The sequence below is a fragment of the Pseudomonas putida genome, assembly GCF_050990305.1.
GTDB lineage: Bacteria > Pseudomonadota > Gammaproteobacteria > Pseudomonadales > Pseudomonadaceae > Aquipseudomonas > Aquipseudomonas putida_AH.
Window position 1 is genome coordinate 5,668,369 of record NZ_CP158817.1, and the last position, 18,671, is coordinate 5,687,039.

Sequence of the window (18,671 nt, forward strand, 5' to 3'; positions counted from 1 at the left end):
TAAAAGATCGCAGCCTGCGGCAGCTCCTACAGTAGGAATGCGTTCCTCTGTAGGAGCTGCCGCAGGCTGCGATCTTTTGGTCTTGCTTCAGATCCGCCCGGCCGGCGCATACGGCGCCGGATCGATGATCGGCGCCCTGCCCAGCATTACATCGGCAAACAACTGACACGACGCCGGCGCCAGTACCAACCCGTTGCGGAAATGTCCGCAATTGAGCCACAGCCCATCAAACCCTGGCACCCGGCCAATGTAGGGAATGCCTTCCGGCGAGCCCGGCCTCAAACCAGCCCAATGCCCCACCACTTCGGCCTCCGCCAATGCCGGAATCAACTCCACCGCCGAAGCCTTGAGGCTCTCCAACGCCGATTCTGTTGGCGTCTTGTCGTAACCCTCATGCTCCAGCGTACTGCCAATCAGGATATGCCCGTCGCGTCGCGGAATCGCATAACGCCCCTTGGCCAACACCATGCTCGGCAGAAAATCCGCCGCGCACTTGTAGAGAATCATCTGCCCCTTCACCGGCTCGACTGGCAGTTCAAGGCCCAGGCTCTTGAGCAGATCGCCGCTCCAGGCACCGGCGGTCAGGACCACTTGATCACCGTGGATCGCGCCTGTGGCAGTCTGCACGCCCACCACTTTTTCGCCTTCGCGAATAAAACCGCTGACTTCGCACTGTTCATGAATCGTCACGTTCGGCAGCGCCTGCAGCGCAGCCTTGAGGGACTTCACCAGCCGCGGATTACGCACATTGGCCACATCGGCCATGTAGATCGCCCGGGAAAAACCACCTCCCAACACCGGCACCGCATCATGAGCCGCCGAGATATCCACAGCCCGCAAAGGACGATTTTCCCGTGCGGCCCAGGCCAGTGCTTCGGCTTCATCGTCCAGGTCCAGCCAATACAGGCCAGTGGTGTGCACCTCGGGATCGACCCCGGTGGCGGCGAACAAACGCTCACCCAATTGTGGATAGAAGTCCTGGGACCAATGCGCCAACGCGGTGACGGCCGGGCTGTAACGCCATGGATAGAGCGGCGATACGATGCCTCCACCTGCCCAGGACGATTCCTGCCCGACATTCGAACGGTCCAGCAGTACAACGTTCTGCACTTCGGACGCGAGATTGAAGGCCGTCAGCAGGCCGATTACCCCGCCGCCAACGATCACCACTTGCTGTTGCCTGGTCATATTCTGATCCAACCGATAAATAGACAGAGGGCGCAAATGGCGCCCGAAAAAGGAAACTCAGCGCCCCCAGCAATCCTTGGTGGTCAGGCCAGCGGTGGCGTTGACCATGCTACGAACTCCGGTATTGGTGATAGTGAAATCGCCACACTTGTCAGTGGACATGCTTTTTCCAGTCTTACGTACTGCCGTCAGCAGGAAGGCCTGATCGGTCAGCGTCGGCGTGATGGTGTAGTAATCGTTACCAACACTGAGACCGGTGGCGCCGGTGTAAACGTTTTTCTGTGAATAAAAACGCTCGAGGATCTGTGCCTGCTCTGACAGCAGACCGGCCACTTCAGTACGACGCCCTTTGTTCAGATATTCCGTAAAGCTCGGCATGGCGATGGTCATGACAATCCCGATAATCGCAATCACGATCATGATTTCGATCAGGGTAAAACCGCGGTTGGATCTGTGCATGCCTCAACTCTCGCTTACTGTATTTGTCGCCACATGATGCGACGGCTGCCGCCGCCGGATTTTTCCACCAGCGTGGTGATGCCGCCACTGGAATCGTTCACGATTTTTCGGGTTGCGCCATTGACGATGGCATTGACGGTCGGGATACCGCCGGTAAAGACCACGCCACTGGATATCGTGTCATTGCTGTCGACCACCCCGTCACCGTTGCTGTCGAGCACCGCGTAGTTGAGCATCTTACCGCTGAACGCATCGAGTTCGACCAGTTTGCCAGTGCCGAAACTTGCGCAAGGGTCGGTGGTATCCACGCTGGCGGTGGTAAACACAATTCGGCCAAGCACCAGGCTGGCTTGATTGATCACCCGTTCGCCGGTCAACGCGTTGTTGTACACCAGCGGCAAATACCAGCCTTTTTCTGCCGGATAGGTCACGTCGTTCTGGCTGGTGGTGATCAATTGCCCAGAGCTTCCCGAGAACACACCGGTCACGGCCTGGGCCTGCAAGCTGGACGTGGTGATCTGCCCGGAGCCACCGTCCGCATCCCATACTGCGTAGAACGCCTGTAAATCCTTGTTGGTTTTGTCCGCCGTCTCGTTGAATTTCCCGGTCCCGAAAAAAACCACTTTGCCACCCAGCGAATTATCCGCCAGCAACGGCTGCGCGGTGATCGGCTGAGTGGCACCTCCCGCAGCGGTAAACAGCGGTTTACCGGCAAACGCCACGCCCCAGCTGTCGGTGCTGGTACTGCTCAGGTCGAACTTCCACAGCCGCCCTTTCAAGTCACCGCCATAAGCCGCCTGCACCACGTTCTGGGCATTGACCTTGAGCTTGACCGAAGACAACCCGTTGGTCGTTTCAGTGCTGTCGACGACGATTTTCCTGATCAACGAACCGTCACGGATATCCACCACATACAACGCAGCCACTCCAGAGTTGCTGCCATAGCCGTTGGAAATGAAGGCCGCCCATCGACCGTCGGCCAAGCGTGCCACTTCCGGGCGGGCATAGGCATAACCCAGATCATTGAAAGCATTCGCCGTACTGGCGGTGTTCGGCGCACTGATCTCCCACAGCGCCTTGGTCACATTGCCGGCCGAGGCATCGAACAGTTGAAGCGCATAGAAAGTACGCCCACCCGCCCCCGTCCCGCCCAGCGCGAGCGTTTTCCAGGCGCTGTTGAGTTGGGCATCGAACACACCTACCTGCCCGTCCACCAGAAACTTGTGGCTGACGCCATTGATGTACGCGGTATCCGCGATATAGCGCAACGACGGCAATACACTGGACGGCATATAGGCGTAACGCCGAGTGCCATTAGCGGTGTTGATGATATCGACGAAACCGTCGTTGGAATTGACCACCAGGCTGGCGCTCATGTTGGTCGCCTTGGTGGCGAGGTAGGTGCTGTAAGTGGTGTCGCCCGACAGGTCGGCGGCCGTCTTGTCTGTCGGTGACGCCAGTGCCAGCGGCGAATTGATGATGTCACCGAGCAGTGCGCTTCGCACCTTCAGGCCGGTCTTGTTGGTGCCCTTGCTCCACTCCACCAGATCGCCGCCGGTGATACCCGTGGGCAGGCCCTGATTGAGAACGGCCTGCTGGGTCGTGGAGAAGTTGGCGTAAGCCAGTGCCACTGGCGCGTTGATTTGATTGTTCCAGGATTGATAAGTCGGCGTCGTGGCGCCCGGCACGATGACCGAGTCGGTGGTCCACAGCACATTGCCGGCATTGACTGAGCCGTTGGCGTTGAAACCATAGGCTTTGATCGTGCCACGCCAATCCTTGGGGTCGTAGCTGGTCTGGAAGTAGCTGGTGCCGCTGGTCAGGATTGTCCCACTGGTGACACCGCTGCCACCGGAGCCAGCCTTGGACGTGATGTCGCTCAGGGCCGAAGACAACGCGGCGTTCAGCCCGGCGCTGTCGGTGGCCTGGTAGTACTTGCCCTGACCATAACCGGCAGCGTCCGACAACATCTGATTCGCCGCGGTAAAACCCACGGTGTAGGTGTTCATGTTCTGCTTGGGAAAATCCGTAGCATTCCAGCTTTTGCCCGCCAGATCCGTTCCGGTGGAGCGCATGTCGATGTCGAAGGCGAACTTGGCGATGTCATCCAGGTACAGCGTGTCCCCCTCCCCGTCACCATTGAGGTTATCGCCGTCGTTGGCGCTGTTGCCGTCCCAGTTGGGCAAGCGGGTCCCGCCCAGTGGGTCATTGGTGGGGAAAGTTCGGTCGTAGGTGGGTAAGCCATCGGTGATCACCACACCGTAATTTTTCTGGCAACGGTACTGGATCGGGCTGGTGTAGGCAGAGGGCGTCGAGTTGTAGTACGGCGCCATGCCGCGCAGGTAGCGCGTCACTTCGTAGTAGGTTTCTGCCAGCGGCGTGTTGGCCACGGCGCTCAAGCCGTTGATGGAGGCAATCAACGCGTTGTAGTTGGCATCCACCGTCAAATCACTGACCGCCCGGGCGATAAAACCACCATTGCCCGGATTGTTGTTGACCGGCGGATTGAAGGTGGCCAGGCCGATTCGCAAGGTGCGGTTGCTGGTGACCAGACTGGTAGAAACGTCCTGCGCCACACTGATGCGGTAATCGTTGGGGATTGCGTTGGCACCGGTGGTGAAGTCGCGGTTGGAACCGTTGGCCAGACCCAGCAGATAGGCCAGGTAGTTAGCGGTGTAGCGGGTGTTGCCATTGCCCACGGGGTCTGGCAGTTTCAGGCAAACGGGCGTCAACCCCAGGAAGCCACGATAGAACCCGTACCAGTTGCCACTGGTCGAGCAGCCGCCGCGGTTCAGGCTCGACAGAGAAATGTTGGTATCGGTCATGTCCAGGTTCTGACCACTGATACAGAGGGAGTTGGAGCTGCAAATGGCAATTTGCGCGCGACTGACCGTGGGATCGAAACCCGGTGCCCAGATGATGTTATTCATACTCCCCGAATCGTCGATCATCAGCATCACGTTCGGTGCGACCGCCGCAGCACTCAACAACGGCGAGTCCGACGGCGTGAAGGCATAGACGGGTGCCGAGAGATACAGCCCCAGAACAAAGCCACACAACAGCCGCAGAAATCCGCCCTCCCTTTCAGTACTTCGCATAAATACTCTCCACCACGCTGCGCGAACTGCCCGCAATACCCACGGCGGTCACTCGATACAACGTTGCCGAGGTGTTGCTCGGTACGTTGACGGCGGTCAGGCTGGTGCCGATGTTTTGCACGCCGTAAAAGCCACTACCGGAGGCAATCCAGATCACCCCCGAGGTGGCGTTGAGTCCGGCGGCTGTAATGGTGGACGACTCGGCCGGCGGCGCGCACTGCGTCGTGCCGTTGCATACAGTCAGCGAGTAACTATCGAGTTGCACCGCGCTTTCGCCCACGCGTAAAACCGCTTCTGCGGCCTGGAACGATTGATTGCGCAGGCTCACACTCCCGGCCATTTTTTCCTGCAGGGTGGCGTTCTGCATCGAGGAAATGCCGATCAGCGTCAGCAGCAACAGAAATACCAGGCTCACCAGCAGCGCCATGCCGCGCTGGGATGTTGTCGACGCAATACTCATCGGCCCTCCCCTCACGGCAAGCGGTTGCGCAGAGCGGCAACCACGTTGAAGGTTTGATTGCTCACCCGGTTATTTGGATCGGTGAGGGTGAGGCTCAAACGCACGCTTCGAATGCGAGCCGGGTCCGATGGATTGCTGCTGTAACTGGAAGCGGCTGAATCGGAAGCAGAGCTGGCGAGGCCGAAGCTCACGTTGAAGGCACTGACGTTATCGACCAGCACTTGCTGGGCCGGCGTACCGCTGCCAACGCCCATTGTCAGTTGGCCATTCTTCAGGCTGTAGATCACTCTGCGAATCGGAAAGGCCAGTTGGCCGGATGCGGGTGTTTGCGTACCGGAATAGGCCGACGCACTGGTGCGACAATCGGAAAGCACTGTCCAGGTTGGCGTTCCGCCATTGGTGCCGACGTCCGCGGTTACCAGGGTCAACTGCTGAGTGGCGTTATCCCAATTGATCGGCGTGACCTGACTGGCATTGAAGCGCCCCCCCGAATCTACATCAGTGATAGTGCTCAGGCAGCCGAACATACCCACCATGCGGATTTCCTGGATCATTTTGCTCAATACGAAACGCGCATCCTCTTGCATGGCAGCCGCGCTGTTCTGGCTGACATAGGTGTTTTTCGCGGAAATGAACACCTGCACCACACCGAGCACCACAACCAGGCTCAAGGCCAGAGCAATCAACAACTCGATCAGGCCGAAGCCTTTTTGGACGCGGCTCATGGTGTCGCCACCGGGTCGACGGTAGAGCGGCTGGTGAGCACAAAGCTGCGTCGGGAATTGGCAGCATTGGCGGCCCGAGAGTCATCCCAAGTAATCGTGATGGTGTACACACGCTGATTGAGGCTGATGCTGCCGGTCGCCGTCGGGCCACCAAAACTGGCGATATTAGTGGTGAAATCGTAGAGGTCCTGGTCCCGGGCAATACTCAGGTTACCCGAGGTCGGCGGTGTGACGGTGTAGTCGGCGGCTGAATTGGCGCGGATGCGGTCCATCATGTCGTAGGCGATAAAGCTGGCCTGGCTGGTCATGCGCGCGCTGTCGGTGTACTTGAGCGCATTAAGTTGAATCGATGCTGCTCCCAACAACCCCACGCCAAGAATCAACAATGCCACCAGGACTTCGATCAGCGTCATGCCTTCCTGTGCACGCTTGCTCCATTGAATCATCCGCAACTTCCGCCCAATAGAATTCGTCCGTTCAAACACACATTCAGCGTCCTGCTTTGTGCTCCTAGCACATAGCTGATCACCACCGCCGTGGACGATGACGACAGCCCGCCAAGATTATTGAAATCGATGGCGGTCACGCCTGAGGTTAGCGTCAGAGTCGCGCCACTGCTCATCGCGGGTACAACACGCAACACATTGGCCGGCGTGCCGATCCCGTCATACACCGACAGCTCCCCGGTCCAGGCGCTGCCATCCGCCGTGGGACGCACACGCGTGGTCACGCCCCGGTTGATCGCTTCCAGACGGGCGAAGTTCAAGCCACGTTGCAAATCACCGACCTCGGTGTCGGCCCTGGAAATTTGCGTGGAACGGGTGAACGCCGGGACCGCCAGGGTGATCAGGACCAGAAAGATCGCGATGGCGACCAGCAACTCGATCAGCGTGAAACCTTTTGTACGATGATCCATCGCTGCCCTCCGTTACCCTCGGCTATACCTGCTCTTACACGCTAAATCATTCGACCACCGCAGCGCGGTTGTCGTGCCATTACTCGTGCATGGATCGCACGGGCCATCACATTCCAGGGAGGGACATGTCATGCGCCAGCAAGGCTTCAGTCTGATCGAACTGCTTATGGGACTGACGATTGTCGGGATTGTTCTGCATTTGGTCAGTCCAGCGTTCGCGGCCGTTACTGAATCGAACTATCGCGAGGAAGCGGCGAGGTCACTGGTCAGTGGATTGCGCAGTGCAAGAAGCGAAGCCATTGCCCGAAGCCAGACTGTTGTCGTTCACGGGATAAACGGCGATTGGGGTCAGGGTTGGCGGATGATTCTGGATGTGAGTGGCAAGGGGTATGAAGACGACAGCAATCCGCTGCTTATTGAACGCCAGAGCAGTGCCCGGGTGCCTGTCGTGGGCAATAGACCGGTCAGGATTTTTGTAAGGTTCAGCGATTTGGGCGAGCCCTTGCTGCCCAGTGGCGCGTTTCAAGCGGGGACATTACACATTTGCTCCGCCCGGGAGTCCTTGAGCCAATACCAAGTGGTATTGGCCCGGACCGGCAATGTCAGCCTGCGCAGTAAAAGGACTGAACAGGCGCTTTGCGTGGGAGGAGAAGACTCAGAGGAGGGAACGAACACGTAGCTCTTTAGGCATGGAGAACGTGATGTTCTCTTCCCGACCCGCCAGCTCATCGGCACCCGTAGCACCCCAGGCCTGCAATTGCTGGATCACGCCACGCACCAGGACTTCCGGAGCTGAGGCGCCCGCGGTGATGCCGATACGCTCGACGCCCTCGAACCAGCTCTTCTGCAGGTCTTCGGCACCGTCGATCAAGTAGGCCGGGGTGGCCATGCGCTCAGCGAGTTCACGCAGGCGGTTGGAGTTGGAACTGTTCGGACTGCCGACCACCAGCACCACATCGCATTCGTCGGCCAGTTGCTTGACCGCATCCTGACGGTTTTGGGTGGCGTAGCAGATGTCGTCCTTGCGCGGACCGCCGATGGCCGGGAAGCGCGTACGCAGGGCGTCGATGACGCGGCTTGTATCGTCCATGGACAAGGTGGTCTGGGTCACGAACGCCAGTTTTTCCGGGTTGTTCACTTGCAGTTCGGCGACATCTTTCTCGTCTTCGACCAAATAGATTGCCCCGCCGTTGCTGGCATCGTACTGACCCATGGTGCCTTCGACTTCCGGGTGACCGGCGTGGCCAATCAGGATGCACTCACGACCGTCGCGGCTGTAACGCGCAACTTCGATGTGCACCTTGGTCACCAGCGGGCAGGTGGCATCGAACACCTTCAGACCACGGCCAGCCGCTTCGGTACGCACGGCCTGGGAAACACCGTGGGCACTGAAGATCACGATCACATCGTCCGGCACCTGATCCAGTTCCTCGACAAAGATCGCTCCACGGTTGCGCAGGTCTTCGACGACGAATTTGTTGTGAACCACTTCATGGCGCACGTAGATCGGCGGCCCGAAGACTTCCAGGGCGCGGTTGACGATTTCGATCGCCCGGTCCACACCGGCGCAGAAGCCACGGGGGTTGGCGAGTTTGATTTGCATGCTGTGCCTCGTGTCTTGCGCGCGAAAATTGATCGTAAACCTGTAGGAGCAAAGCTTGCTCGCGATAGCGGTGGATCAGCCAACAATGATGTCGACTGAAATGACGCTATCGCGAGCAAGCTTTGCTCCTACAGATGACCGTGTTCGGTCAGTTAAAGCGCTTTGACGGAGATGATTTCCACGTCAAAGGTCAGTGTCTTGCCTGCCAGCGGGTGGTTGAAGTCGATGGTCACGTTGGTGTCATCGAACTCTTTCACCACACCCGGCAATTCAGTATTGGCCGCATCGTTGAAGATCACCAGCAGGCCTGGAGACAGGTCCATGTCCTGGAACTGCGAACGCGGGATGATCTGCACGTTTTGCGGGTTTGGCTGACCGAACGCGTTTTCCGGTTCGATGCTCAGGGTACGCTTGTCCCCTGCCTTGAAACCGAACAGTGCCGCTTCGAAACCTGGCAACAAGTTGCCATCACCGACCTTGAAGGTCGCCGGGGCTTTGTCGAAGGTGCTGTCCACCGTGTCGCCGTTCTCCAGGCGCAATGCGAAATGCAAGGTGACTTCCGTGTTCTGGCCGATACGTTGTTCAGCCAATACCTGTTCAGTCATGAACGGTTTCTCCGGTTTTCTTACTTTTGAACATATCCAGTGCCAGCATGACAGCGCCCACAGTGATGGCACTGTCGGCAAAGTTGAACGCCGGGAAGTACCAGCGGTTCTGCCAGTGCACCAGAATGAAGTCGATCACATGGCCCAGGGCAATGCGGTCATAAAGGTTGCCCAGCGCACCGCCCAGCACCAATGCCAGGGCGATGGCCAGCCAGGTTTCGTTGCGTCCCAGGCGCTTGAGCCAGACCACCAGCACCCCACTGACCACCACGGCGATCAGGGCGAACAGCCAGCGCTGCCAGCCGGAGCTGTCCGCCAGGAAGCTGAACGCGGCGCCAGTGTTGTAGGCCAGGGTCCAACTGAAGTAATCGGGAATGATCACGATCTGCTGGTACATCTGGAGCTTGCCTTCGAAGTAGAACTTGCTGGCCTGGTCAATGACCAGAACCAGCAAACTCAACCAGAGCCAGCTCAGCCGTCCAAAACGGCCAACGGCATTAGGCATAGTGGCGAACCTCGCCAGCACCGCTGATGTTGTCGACGCAACGACCGCAGATTTCCGGATGCTCCGGGTTCACGCCGACGTCTTCACGGCAGTGCCAGCAACGGGCGCACTTGGCGTGAGCCGATTTGACGATCTTCAGCTTCAGGCCGCTGACTTCGGTGGCCACTGCATCCGCCGGTGCTTGCACGAAAGGCGAAACACTGGCGGTGGACGTGATCAGCACGAAGCGCAGTTCGTTGCTCAACTTGGCCAGGTCGGCGCTCAGGGCGTCTTCGGCGAACAGCGTCACTTCGGCTTGCAGGTTGCCACCGACAGCCTTGGCCGCACGCTGGATTTCCATTTCCTTGTTGACCGCCACCTTCACTTCCATGATGCGATCCCAGTATTCACGACCCAGCTCGAAGCCTTCCGGCAGTTCGCTCAGGCCTTCGTACCAAGTGTTGAGCATGACGGACTCGTTGCGCTCGCCCGGCAGGTATTGCCACAGCTCGTCGGCGGTGAACGCCAGGATCGGAGCGATCCAGCGCACCAGTGCTTCGGAGATGTGGAACAGCGCGGTCTGGCAGGAGCGACGGGCCTTGCTGTCGGCACCGGTGGTGTACTGGCGGTCCTTGATGATGTCGAGGTAGAAACCACCCAGCTCCTGCACGCAGAAGTTGTGGATCTTCGAGTACACGTTCCAGAAGCGGTATTCGCCGTAGTGCTCTTGCAACTCACGTTGCAGCAGCAGGGTACGGTCCACGGCCCAACGGTCCAGTGCCAGCATTTCTTCAGCCGGCAGCAGGTCGGTGGCCGGGTTGAAGCCGGTCAGGTTCGAGAGCAGGAAACGCGCGGTGTTACGGATACGCCGGTAGGCGTCCGCACTGCGTTGCAGGATCTGTTCAGAAACAGCCATCTCGCCAGAATAGTCAGTCGAAGCTACCCACAGACGCATGATGTCGGCGCCCAGGGTGTCGTTGACCTTTTGTGGCGCAATGACGTTGCCCAAGGACTTGGACATCTTGCGGCCAGACTCGTCGACGGTGAATCCGTGGGTCAGGAGTTCGCGGTACGGCGCGTGGTTGTCGATGGCGCAACCGGTCAGCAGCGACGAATGGAACCAGCCACGGTGCTGGTCCGAACCTTCCAGGTACAGGTCGGCGCGTGGACCGGTTTCGTGACCCATCGGGTGCGAACCGCGCAGGACGTGCCAGTGCGTGGTACCCGAATCGAACCAGACGTCCAGGGTGTCGCTGATCTTGTCGTATTGCGGCGCCTCGTCGCCCAGCAGCTCGGCGGCGTCCAGCTTGAACCAGGCTTCGATGCCTTCGACTTCGACGCGCTTGGCGACTTCTTCCATCAGTTCAACGGTGCGTGGATGCAGTTCGCCGCTTTCCTTGTTCAGGAAGAACGGGATCGGCACGCCCCAGTTGCGCTGACGGGAGATGCACCAGTCCGGACGGTTGGCGATCATCGAGTGCAGGCGCGCCTGGCCCCATGCAGGGACGAATTTAGTGTCTTCAATGGCTTTGAGCGAACGCTGGCGCAGGGTATCGCCGGTGGTCGGCTGCTTGTCCATGCCGATGAACCACTGCGCGGTGGCGCGGTAGATCAGCGGGGTCTTGTGGCGCCAGCAGTGCATGTAGCTGTGTTCGATGACTGTGGTGTGCATCAGCGCACCAACTTCAGTCAATTTGTCGACGATGGCCGGGTTGGCCTTCCAGATGAACTGGCCACCGAAGAACTCCAGCGATGGCACATATACGCCGTTGCTCTGGACCGGATTGAGGATGTCGTCGTTGACCATGCCGTACTTCTTGCAGGTCACGAAGTCGTCCACGCCATACGCCGGGGCGGAGTGAACCACACCGGTGCCGGCGCCCAGTTCGACGTAGTCGGCCAGATAAACTGGCGACAAACGGTCGTAGAACGGGTGGCGGAAATTGATCAGTTCCAGTGCCGAACCCGGCGCGGTGGCCAGTACGGTGCCTTCGACGCCGTAACGGGTCAGGCAGGACTCAACCAGCTCTTCAGCCAGAACCAGCAACTTGTCGCCGATATCGACCAGGGCGTAGTTGAATTCCGGGTGAACGTTCAGCGCCTGGTTGGCCGGGATGGTCCACGGGGTGGTGGTCCAGATCACGATCGCGGCAGGTTTTGCCAGCGATGGCAGGCCGAAAGCGGCAGCCAGCTTGGCTTCATCGGCAATCGGGAACGCTACGTCGATGGTCGAGGACTTCTTGTTCTCGTACTCGACTTCCGCTTCGGCCAGGGCCGAGCCGCAGTCGAAGCACCAGTTCACAGGCTTGAGGCCCTTGAACACGAAACCGCCCTTGACGATTTCGGCCAAGGCACGGATTTCACCGGCCTCGTTCTTGAAGTCCATGGTCTTGTACGGGTTGGCGAAATCGCCCAACACGCCCAGACGAATGAATTCGGATTTCTGGCCTTCGATCTGCTCGGTGGCGTACGCACGGCACAGTTCGCGGGTCTTGTCCGCGCCCAGGTTCTTGCCGTGGGTCACTTCGACCTTGTGCTCGATCGGCAGGCCGTGGCAGTCCCAACCCGGAACATAAGGCGCGTCGAAGCCCGACAGGGTCTTCGAGCGGATGATCATGTCCTTGAGGATCTTGTTCAGTGCATGACCGATGTGAATCGTGCCATTGGCGTACGGAGGACCGTCGTGCAGGACGAACTTCGGACGATCCTTGCCAATTTCGCGCAACTTTCCGTACAGGCCAATGCTGTCCCAGCGCTGCAGAATCTGCGGTTCGCGCTGAGGCAGGCCGGCCTTCATTGGGAAGGCGGTGTCCGGAAGGTTTAGCGTGGCTTTATAGTCGGTCATTTAAGGCTCTTCATTAGCGATGGGCGCTAGGTGCGGCTAGTGCACGGGCGGCGGCGACATCCGCGTTGATCGCCGTTTTCAGCGCCTCCAGAGAGGCGAAACGCTGCTCTTCACGCAGCTTGTGGTGGAAAACCACCGTCAAACGCCGGTCATACAGATCGCCGGCAAAATCTAAAAGATGTACTTCCAGGTGGGCCTTGCCATCACCTTGAACCGTGGGCCGCACGCCAATGTTGGCGACGCCGGGCCAGGTCTTGCCGTCGATCTCGACGTCGACCAGATAAACCCCAGTGAACGGCACGCGACGGCGCTTGAGTTGTATGTTGGCGGTGGGCGTACCCAGTTGCCGAGCCAGCTTCTGACCGTGCAGCACGCGCCCGGCAATCCGGTACGGGCGACCGAGCAGGCGTTCGGCGAGGCCAAAATCAGCAGCAGCCAGCGCGTTACGCACTTGGGTGCTGCTGACCCGGATGCCGTCCAGTTCGACGGTCTGCGCCGCTTCGACGGTAAAGCCTTGCATGACGCCAGCCTGCTGCAGGAAATCGAAATCACCGACCCGGTCACAACCGAAACGGAAGTCGTCACCGACTTCAAGGTGCTGCACGCCAAGGCCGTCGACCAGGATGGTATCGACGAACTCGCTGGCGCTGAGCTTGCTCAGGCGCTGATTGAACGCCAGGCAGAGCACCCGGTCGACACCTTCAGCCGCCAGCAGCTGCAATTTATCCCGCAGGCGGGCCAGTCGCGCCGGAGCAGTGTCGGGAGCGAAAAATTCCCGTGGCTGCGGCTCGAAAATCACCACACAGCTGGGCACGCCCAACTCGAGCGCACGCTCACGCAGCCGCGCCAGGATAGCCTGGTGGCCACGGTGTACACCGTCAAAGTTGCCAATAGTGGCGACGCAGCCCCGATGCTGGGGGCGCAGATTGTGGAGGCCTCGAACCAGCTGCATAACGCGCTTCTTGCTCATAAAGTGGTCGATTATAACCACACCCGGCGGCCGACGACAGGCAACACCGCCACCCAAAGTGATCGAGCCGACAAAAATGCCGGCCCGACCGTGATTATCGAGGTTTTATCCTCAGCCCAGCGCCTTGCGATTGAAATCGCGCAAGCGGAAGCCCAGCAACACTAACATGCCGAAATACGCCACCACACCGGCCACCACCAGGACACCCAGACGCAGGAAACGCTCAAGCATCTGCCCTTCGCCCCACGCTGGCATGAAGTGCATCCCCAGCAACAGCACGCCAGACATCACCGCCACCGCGACCACCAGCTTGAATGCGAACTTCGCCCACCCCGGCTGTGGCTGATACATCTGCTGCTTGCGCAGTTGATAGAAGAGCAACCCAGCGTTGAGGCAGGCGCCGGCACTGATGGCCAGCGCAAGACCGGCATGGGCCAGCGGGCCGATCAGCAACAGGTTGAACAGCTGAGTCACGACCAGGGTGAAAATTGCGATCTTCACCGGTGTACGGATGTTTTGTTGCGCATAAAAGCCCGGTGCCAGCACTTTGATCACAATAATTCCGAGCAAACCAACCGAATAGGCGATCAATGCTCGCTGAGTCATGGCCGCATCATGCGCGTCGAACTGACCGTATTGAAACAACGAAACGGTCAACGGCTCGGCCAGAATCCCCAGAGCCAAAGCGCAAGGCAGTACCAGCACGAAGCACAGGCGCAACCCCCAATCGAGGATTCGTGAATATTCGTGACGATCCTTGCTGGCGTAAGTCTTGGCCAGGGTCGGCAACAGAATCGTCCCCAACGCCACGCCTAGCACGCCAGACGGCAGCTCCATCAAGCGGTCGGCGTAGTACATCCAGGACACGGAGCCGGCAACCAGGAACGAAGCGAAAATGGTGTTGATGATCAACGAAATTTGGCTCACCGACACGCCAAGAATCGCCGGCAGCATCTGCTTCATCACCCGCCAGACACCACTGTCCCGCAAATTAAGGCGCGGCAGCACCAGCATGCCGATTTTTTTCAGATGCGGTAGTTGGTACAGCAACTGTGCCAACCCACCCACCAGCACCGCCCAGCCCAGCGCCATCACTGGCGGATCGAAATACGGCGTCAAGACCAGCGAAAAGATGATCATGCTCACATTGAGCAGGGTCGGCACAAAGGCCGGCACCGAAAAACGGTTCCAAGTGTTTAGGATTGCTCCCGCCAGGGAGGACAGGGAAATCAGCAAAATGTAGGGGAACGTCACCCGCAACAGGCTGGACGTCAGCTCGAATTTCTCCGGGGTGTTGGTGAAGCCCGGCGCCGTTACCCAGATAACCCACGGTGCCGCCAGCATGCCCAATGCCGTGACCAGCGCCAGCACCAGCGTCAACAGACCCGAAACGTAGGCAATAAAGGTGCGCGTCGCTTCTTCGCCCTTCTGGCTTTTATATTCGGCAAGAATCGGCACGAACGCCTGGGAAAACGCCCCCTCGGCAAAAATTCGACGCAGTAGATTGGGAAGTTTAAAGGCGATGAAGAAGGCGTCGGTCGCCATTCCGGCGCCAAAGGTACGCGCGATGAGGGTGTCACGAACAAAACCCAGAATCCGGGAAAGCATCGTGATAGAGCTGACGGCGGCCAACGATTTGAGCAGATTCATTGAAATTGTGCGTGCCTGTCGATAAACAGCAGGCGAACTCGGCGCCTACTTGTGCGATACTCCGCGCCGCAACAGCACAGAGCCAAAGCTCGCGAGTTTACAGGTCAAGCGCCGGAAATAAATATCCCGCCTCTTCAGATCGACCACTCAGCGGAACGCATCAACCGCCCTTGACAAGACTTCAACTCATCGGCATGATTCGCGGCCTATTTTGTTTGCTATTTCCTAAAAAGTCTTTCGAGGAGCTCGACGGTGGCCAACTCACCTTCCGCCAAAAAACGTGCAAAACAGGCTGAGAAGCGTCGCAGCCACAACGCCAGCCTGCGTTCCATGGTTCGTACCTACATCAAGAATGTAGTTAAAGCCATCGACGCAAAAGACGCTGCTAAAGCACAAGCTGCTTACGTTCTGGCTGTGCCAGTTATCGACCGTATGGCCGATAAAGGCATCATCCACAAGAACAAGGCCGCTCGCCATAAGAGCCGCCTGAATGGCCACGTTAAGGCCCTGAACGTTGCCGCTGCTGCCTAAGCGACGCGTTCATTAAAAAACCGACCTCAGGGTCGGTTTTTTATTGCCTGCTATTTACCAGGCACACAAAAAACTGTGGGAGCGAGCTTGCTCGCTCCCACAGGGTACTTGCAGCCTACTGGGGGCTCGCCCACGGCAAAATCGGTATCGCCGTCACCGCATTCTGCGGGCTGCCCTCGATCAAGCGATCGCTGTACACCAGATACACCAGCGTATTGCGCTTCTTATCCAGGAAACGCACCACCTGCATGGTCTTGAACACCAGGGATGTGCGCTCCTTGAACACCTCATCTCCATCCTTGAGCTCACCCCTGAAGCTGATAGGCCCGACCTGGCGACAGGCAATCGAAGCCTCGGCACGATCCTCGGCCAGACCCAGGCCACCCTTCACGCCACCGGTCTTGGCGCGTGAAAGGTAGCAGGTCACACCCTCGACCTTCGGATCATCGAATGCCTCTACGACTATCCGGTCGTTGGGACCGACGAACTTGAACACTGTCGATACCTGGCCGATTTCCTCGGCCGACGCCAGCAACGGCATCGCCAGCAGCAATCCCAACAAACCTTTTGCCATACGCATTCAGATATTCCTTCAGACCAGAATCAGGTTATCGCGGTGAACCAGCTCCGGCTCAGCCATGTAACCCAGCAAACCGACGATCGCTTCAGACGACTGACCGATGATTTTTTGCGCCTCCAGCGCACTGTAGTTCGCCAGGCCGCGAGCGATCTCTCGACCGTCCGGCGCTACGCACACCACCATCTCACCGCGACGGAAGCTGCCCTGAACCAGCTTAACCCCCACCGGCAGCAAACTTTTGTTGCCTTGGGACAGCGCGGTCACTGCCCCCGCATCCAGCACCAGGGTGCCACGGGTTTGCAAATGCCCGGCCAACCACTGCTTGCGCGCCGCCAACATGCCACGTTCTGGCGAGAGCAAGGTGCCAATGCGATCACCCGCTTTGAGGCGATCCAGCACGCGCTCGATGCGTCCACCCACAATGATCGTATGCGCACCGGAACGCGCCGCCAGACGTGCCGCACGCAGCTTGGTCTGCATGCCGCCGCGCCCCAGCGCACCACCGGTCCCGCCCGCCACCGCATCGAGCGCCGGATCATCGGCGCGCGCTTCGTAAATCAACTGGGCATCGGGATTGTTGCGCGGATCGGCGTCGAACATGCCATCGCGATCCGTCAGGATCACCAGCAAGTCCGCCTCGACCAGGTTGGCCACCAGCGCCGCCAGGGTGTCGTTGTCGCCAAATCGGATTTCGTCGGTGACTACGGTGTCGTTTTCGTTGATCACCGGAATGACTTTCAACTCGACCAGAGCACGCAGAGTACTGCGGGCGTTCAGGTAGCGCTTGCGATCAGACAGATCATCGTGAGTCAGAAGAATCTGCGCGGTGTGCCGGCCATGCTCGGCAAAGCTCGATTCCCAGGCCTGCACCAACCCCATCTGACCGATTGCTGCAGCGGCCTGGAGCTCGTGCATCGCACTGGGTCGCGAGGTCCAGCCCAGACGGCTCATGCCGGCCGCCACCGCCCCGGAGGACACCAGCACCAGCTCGACACCCGCCTCATGCAAGGCCACCATCTGTTCAACCCAGACACCCATTGCCGCGCGGTCCAGCCCCTTGCCGTCCGCCGTCAGCAAAGCGCTGCCGATTTTCACGACCCAACGCTGCGCACCCGTCACCTTGCTCCGCATCATCTTCAACCTTAGCTCGAGGGCAGCGCGACTTGGCGCTGCCCGTAACGTTATTCGTGATTACCAACTTACAGAACTATCGATTTCCAGATACTAAAACGCCGCTCGATTGAGCGGCGCTTAAGTTTATCGCAACGGATCAGTCACGCACGTAAATGATTTCCGGACCGTCTTCATCATCCACATCTTCTTCGTCCCAATCATCGTCGCCGATGTCGTGAACCGACTTGACGCCGCTGCGACGCAGAGCACGCTGATCATCCAGCGCTTGCAACTGGGCACGGGCCTCGTCTTCGATACGCTGATCGAGCTCCGCCAACTCTTCCCGGTAGGCCGGGTCGTTCGCCAGGCGATCGGCACGATCTTCCAGGTAACGCATGATGTCGTGGCACAGACGCTCGGTGTTCTGCTTGGCGATGGCCGAGATCACATAAACCGGGCCGGTCCACTCCAGGCGCTCCACGATTTCCTTGACGCGAGCATCGTGCTCTTCATCGAGGATCTGGTCGCATTTGTTCAGGATCAACCAACGATCACGCTCAGCCAGGGAAGGACTGAACTTGGTCAGCTCGCTAACGATGACTTCTGCCGCGTCCGCAGCACTGGTTTCATCCAGCGGCGCCATGTCGACGAGGTGCAACAGCAGGCGGGTACGCGACAAGTGCTTGAGGAAGCGAATCCCCAGACCAGCACCGTCGGATGCCCCTTCGATCAGACCCGGAATATCCGCGACCACAAAACTTTTCCAGCGATCGACGCTGACCACACCCAGGTTTGGCACCAGAGTGGTGAACGGGTAGTCGGCGACTTTCGGCTTGGCGGCCGACACCGAACGAATAAAGGTACTTTTGCCCGCATTCGGCAAGCCCAGCAGACCCACGTCCGCCAGCACTTTCATTTCCAGTTTCAGGTCACGCTGCTCGCCCGGCTTGCCCGGCGTGGTCTGACGTGGCGCGCGGTTGGTACTGGACTTGAAACGGGTGTTACCCAAGCCGTGCCAGCCACCATGGGCCACCAGCAGCTTCTGGCCAGCCTTGGTCAGGTCACCGATCACTTCCTGAGTGGCGGAGTCGATCACCGTGGTGCCGACTGGAACGCGCAGCACCAGATCCTCACCTTTCTTGCCGGTGCAATCGGTGCTGCCGCCATTGGAGCCACGCTCGGCATCGAAATGCCGGGTGTAACGATAGTCGACCAGGGTATTGAGGTTTTCGTCGGCGATCATGAAGACCGAGCCGCCGTCGCCGCCGTCACCACCGTTCGGACCACCGTTTTCGATGAATTTTTCGCGACGGAAACTCATGCAACCGTTACCGCCGTCGCCAGCCTTTACTCGGATCGATACTTCATCAACAAACTTCATAACAAAACGCCTCTCGCCATACGGACGAGCCGAAAAACAATCAAGACATAAGACTCTTGCAAA

The 18,671-nt window shown here is 59.0% G+C and carries 18 protein-coding genes; 2 read left to right on the top strand and 16 right to left on the bottom strand.

The window, feature by feature from the left end; all coding sequences use genetic code 11:
* Window positions 1–87: 87 nt before the first annotated feature.
* The 7 genes from thiO to ABTV22_RS25780 are packed head-to-tail and all read right to left on the bottom strand — an operon-like array spanning window position 88 to window position 6,846.
* Window positions 88–1,188, bottom strand: coding sequence for a glycine oxidase ThiO (gene thiO, locus ABTV22_RS25750; RefSeq protein WP_433737187.1), 1,101 nt, complete (start codon window positions 1,186–1,188; stop codon window positions 88–90).
* A gap of 57 nt (window positions 1,189–1,245) precedes the next feature.
* Window positions 1,246–1,647: a type IV pilin protein gene (locus ABTV22_RS25755; protein WP_433737188.1), complete on the bottom strand. Its 402-nt coding sequence runs from the start codon at window positions 1,645–1,647 to the stop codon at window positions 1,246–1,248.
* 14 nt (window positions 1,648–1,661) lie between these two features.
* Window positions 1,662–4,745 carry a pilus assembly protein gene (locus tag ABTV22_RS25760; RefSeq protein WP_433737189.1) on the bottom strand — a complete coding sequence of 1,028 codons (3,084 nt, stop codon included), beginning with the start codon at window positions 4,743–4,745 and terminating at the stop codon, window positions 1,662–1,664.
* Window positions 4,732–5,205, bottom strand: coding sequence for a pilus assembly PilX family protein (locus ABTV22_RS25765; protein ID WP_433737190.1), 474 nt, complete (start codon window positions 5,203–5,205; stop codon window positions 4,732–4,734). The genes ABTV22_RS25760 and ABTV22_RS25765 overlap by 14 nt, the downstream gene beginning before the upstream one ends.
* Window positions 5,206–5,216: 11 nt before the next feature.
* Window positions 5,217–5,930, bottom strand: coding sequence for a prepilin-type N-terminal cleavage/methylation domain-containing protein (locus ABTV22_RS25770; protein WP_433737191.1), 714 nt, complete (start codon window positions 5,928–5,930; stop codon window positions 5,217–5,219).
* Window positions 5,927–6,376 (bottom strand): type IV pilus modification protein PilV, encoded by a 450-nt coding sequence (gene pilV / locus ABTV22_RS25775; RefSeq protein WP_433737192.1) that lies wholly within the window; start codon window positions 6,374–6,376, stop codon window positions 5,927–5,929. Before pilV ends, ABTV22_RS25770 begins: the two co-directional genes overlap by 4 nt.
* Window positions 6,373–6,846, bottom strand: coding sequence for a GspH/FimT family pseudopilin (locus tag ABTV22_RS25780; protein ID WP_433737193.1), 474 nt, complete (start codon window positions 6,844–6,846; stop codon window positions 6,373–6,375). The genes pilV and ABTV22_RS25780 overlap by 4 nt, the downstream gene beginning before the upstream one ends.
* A gap of 130 nt (window positions 6,847–6,976) precedes the next feature.
* Between ABTV22_RS25780 and ABTV22_RS25785 the strand changes: the two genes are divergently transcribed.
* Window positions 6,977–7,525 (top strand): GspH/FimT family pseudopilin, encoded by a 549-nt coding sequence (locus ABTV22_RS25785; RefSeq protein WP_433737194.1) that lies wholly within the window; start codon window positions 6,977–6,979, stop codon window positions 7,523–7,525.
* On the opposite strand, the gene ispH is transcribed toward ABTV22_RS25785, so the two are convergent.
* From ispH to murJ, 6 genes are all read right to left on the bottom strand, one after another.
* The gene (gene ispH / locus ABTV22_RS25790; RefSeq protein WP_433737195.1) at window positions 7,502–8,449 is read right to left on the bottom strand and encodes a 4-hydroxy-3-methylbut-2-enyl diphosphate reductase; all 948 of its coding nucleotides are present in this window, start codon (window positions 8,447–8,449) and stop codon (window positions 7,502–7,504) included. The genes ABTV22_RS25785 and ispH overlap by 24 nt on opposite strands.
* A gap of 152 nt (window positions 8,450–8,601) precedes the next feature.
* A complete protein-coding gene (gene fkpB / locus ABTV22_RS25795; protein ID WP_433741515.1) occupies window positions 8,602–9,039 on the bottom strand; it encodes an FKBP-type peptidyl-prolyl cis-trans isomerase in 438 nt (145 codons plus the stop codon).
* Window positions 9,040–9,046: 7 nt separating this feature from the next.
* Window positions 9,047–9,559 carry a signal peptidase II gene (lspA, locus tag ABTV22_RS25800; protein WP_433737196.1) on the bottom strand — a complete coding sequence of 171 codons (513 nt, stop codon included), beginning with the start codon at window positions 9,557–9,559 and terminating at the stop codon, window positions 9,047–9,049.
* Window positions 9,552–12,383, bottom strand: a complete 2,832-nt coding sequence (gene ileS, locus ABTV22_RS25805; RefSeq protein WP_433737197.1) for an isoleucine--tRNA ligase — start codon at window positions 12,381–12,383, stop codon at window positions 9,552–9,554. The genes lspA and ileS overlap by 8 nt, the downstream gene beginning before the upstream one ends.
* Before the next feature lie 13 nt (window positions 12,384–12,396).
* Window positions 12,397–13,335 (bottom strand): bifunctional riboflavin kinase/FAD synthetase, encoded by a 939-nt coding sequence (gene ribF / locus ABTV22_RS25810; protein ID WP_433737198.1) that lies wholly within the window; start codon window positions 13,333–13,335, stop codon window positions 12,397–12,399.
* Window positions 13,336–13,464: 129 nt separating this feature from the next.
* Window positions 13,465–15,003 carry a murein biosynthesis integral membrane protein MurJ gene (gene murJ, locus ABTV22_RS25815; RefSeq protein ID WP_433737199.1) on the bottom strand — a complete coding sequence of 513 codons (1,539 nt, stop codon included), beginning with the start codon at window positions 15,001–15,003 and terminating at the stop codon, window positions 13,465–13,467.
* Window positions 15,004–15,255: 252 nt separating this feature from the next.
* Between murJ and rpsT the strand changes: the two genes are divergently transcribed.
* Entirely contained in the window at window positions 15,256–15,534 is a 279-nt protein-coding gene (gene rpsT, locus ABTV22_RS25820; protein ID WP_007970922.1) for a 30S ribosomal protein S20, read from the top strand.
* A gap of 115 nt (window positions 15,535–15,649) precedes the next feature.
* Here the strand turns inward: rpsT and ABTV22_RS25825 are convergent, their stop codons facing one another.
* From ABTV22_RS25825 to cgtA, 3 genes are all read right to left on the bottom strand, one after another.
* On the bottom strand, window positions 15,650–16,114 hold the full coding sequence (locus ABTV22_RS25825; RefSeq protein WP_433737200.1) for a CreA family protein: 465 nt from the start codon (window positions 16,112–16,114) through the stop codon (window positions 15,650–15,652).
* A 12-nt stretch (window positions 16,115–16,126) separates the two neighbouring features.
* Complete coding sequence (gene proB / locus ABTV22_RS25830; RefSeq protein ID WP_433741516.1) at window positions 16,127–17,245, bottom strand: glutamate 5-kinase; 1,119 nt, start codon at window positions 17,243–17,245, stop codon at window positions 16,127–16,129.
* Between the two features lie 139 nt (window positions 17,246–17,384).
* Window positions 17,385–18,608: an Obg family GTPase CgtA gene (gene cgtA, locus ABTV22_RS25835; RefSeq protein ID WP_433737201.1), complete on the bottom strand. Its 1,224-nt coding sequence runs from the start codon at window positions 18,606–18,608 to the stop codon at window positions 17,385–17,387.
* Window positions 18,609–18,671: the final 63 nt, after the last annotated feature.

What these genes read in the sequence shown, in the direction of transcription:
- thiO (WP_433737187.1), bottom strand. Translation starts at nt 1,188, where the DNA reads ATGACCAGGCAACAGCAAGTGGTGATCGTTGGCGGCGGGGTAATCGGC.
- ABTV22_RS25755 (WP_433737188.1), bottom strand. Translation starts at nt 1,647, where the DNA reads ATGCACAGATCCAACCGCGGTTTTACCCTGATCGAAATCATGATCGTG.
- ABTV22_RS25760 (WP_433737189.1), bottom strand. Translation starts at nt 4,745, where the DNA reads ATGCGAAGTACTGAAAGGGAGGGCGGATTTCTGCGGCTGTTGTGTGGC.
- ABTV22_RS25765 (WP_433737190.1), bottom strand. Translation starts at nt 5,205, where the DNA reads ATGAGTATTGCGTCGACAACATCCCAGCGCGGCATGGCGCTGCTGGTG.
- ABTV22_RS25770 (WP_433737191.1), bottom strand. Translation starts at nt 5,930, where the DNA reads ATGAGCCGCGTCCAAAAAGGCTTCGGCCTGATCGAGTTGTTGATTGCT.
- pilV (WP_433737192.1), bottom strand. Translation starts at nt 6,376, where the DNA reads ATGATTCAATGGAGCAAGCGTGCACAGGAAGGCATGACGCTGATCGAA.
- ABTV22_RS25780 (WP_433737193.1), bottom strand. Translation starts at nt 6,846, where the DNA reads ATGGATCATCGTACAAAAGGTTTCACGCTGATCGAGTTGCTGGTCGCC.
- ABTV22_RS25785 (WP_433737194.1), top strand. Translation starts at nt 6,977, where the DNA reads ATGCGCCAGCAAGGCTTCAGTCTGATCGAACTGCTTATGGGACTGACG.
- ispH (WP_433737195.1), bottom strand. Translation starts at nt 8,449, where the DNA reads ATGCAAATCAAACTCGCCAACCCCCGTGGCTTCTGCGCCGGTGTGGAC.
- lspA (WP_433737196.1), bottom strand. Translation starts at nt 9,559, where the DNA reads ATGCCTAATGCCGTTGGCCGTTTTGGACGGCTGAGCTGGCTCTGGTTG.
- ileS (WP_433737197.1), bottom strand. Translation starts at nt 12,383, where the DNA reads ATGACCGACTATAAAGCCACGCTAAACCTTCCGGACACCGCCTTCCCA.
- ribF (WP_433737198.1), bottom strand. Translation starts at nt 13,335, where the DNA reads ATGCAGCTGGTTCGAGGCCTCCACAATCTGCGCCCCCAGCATCGGGGC.
- murJ (WP_433737199.1), bottom strand. Translation starts at nt 15,003, where the DNA reads ATGAATCTGCTCAAATCGTTGGCCGCCGTCAGCTCTATCACGATGCTT.
- ABTV22_RS25825 (WP_433737200.1), bottom strand. Translation starts at nt 16,114, where the DNA reads ATGCGTATGGCAAAAGGTTTGTTGGGATTGCTGCTGGCGATGCCGTTG.
- proB (WP_433741516.1), bottom strand. Translation starts at nt 17,245, where the DNA reads ATGCGGAGCAAGGTGACGGGTGCGCAGCGTTGGGTCGTGAAAATCGGC.
- cgtA (WP_433737201.1), bottom strand. Translation starts at nt 18,608, where the DNA reads ATGAAGTTTGTTGATGAAGTATCGATCCGAGTAAAGGCTGGCGACGGC.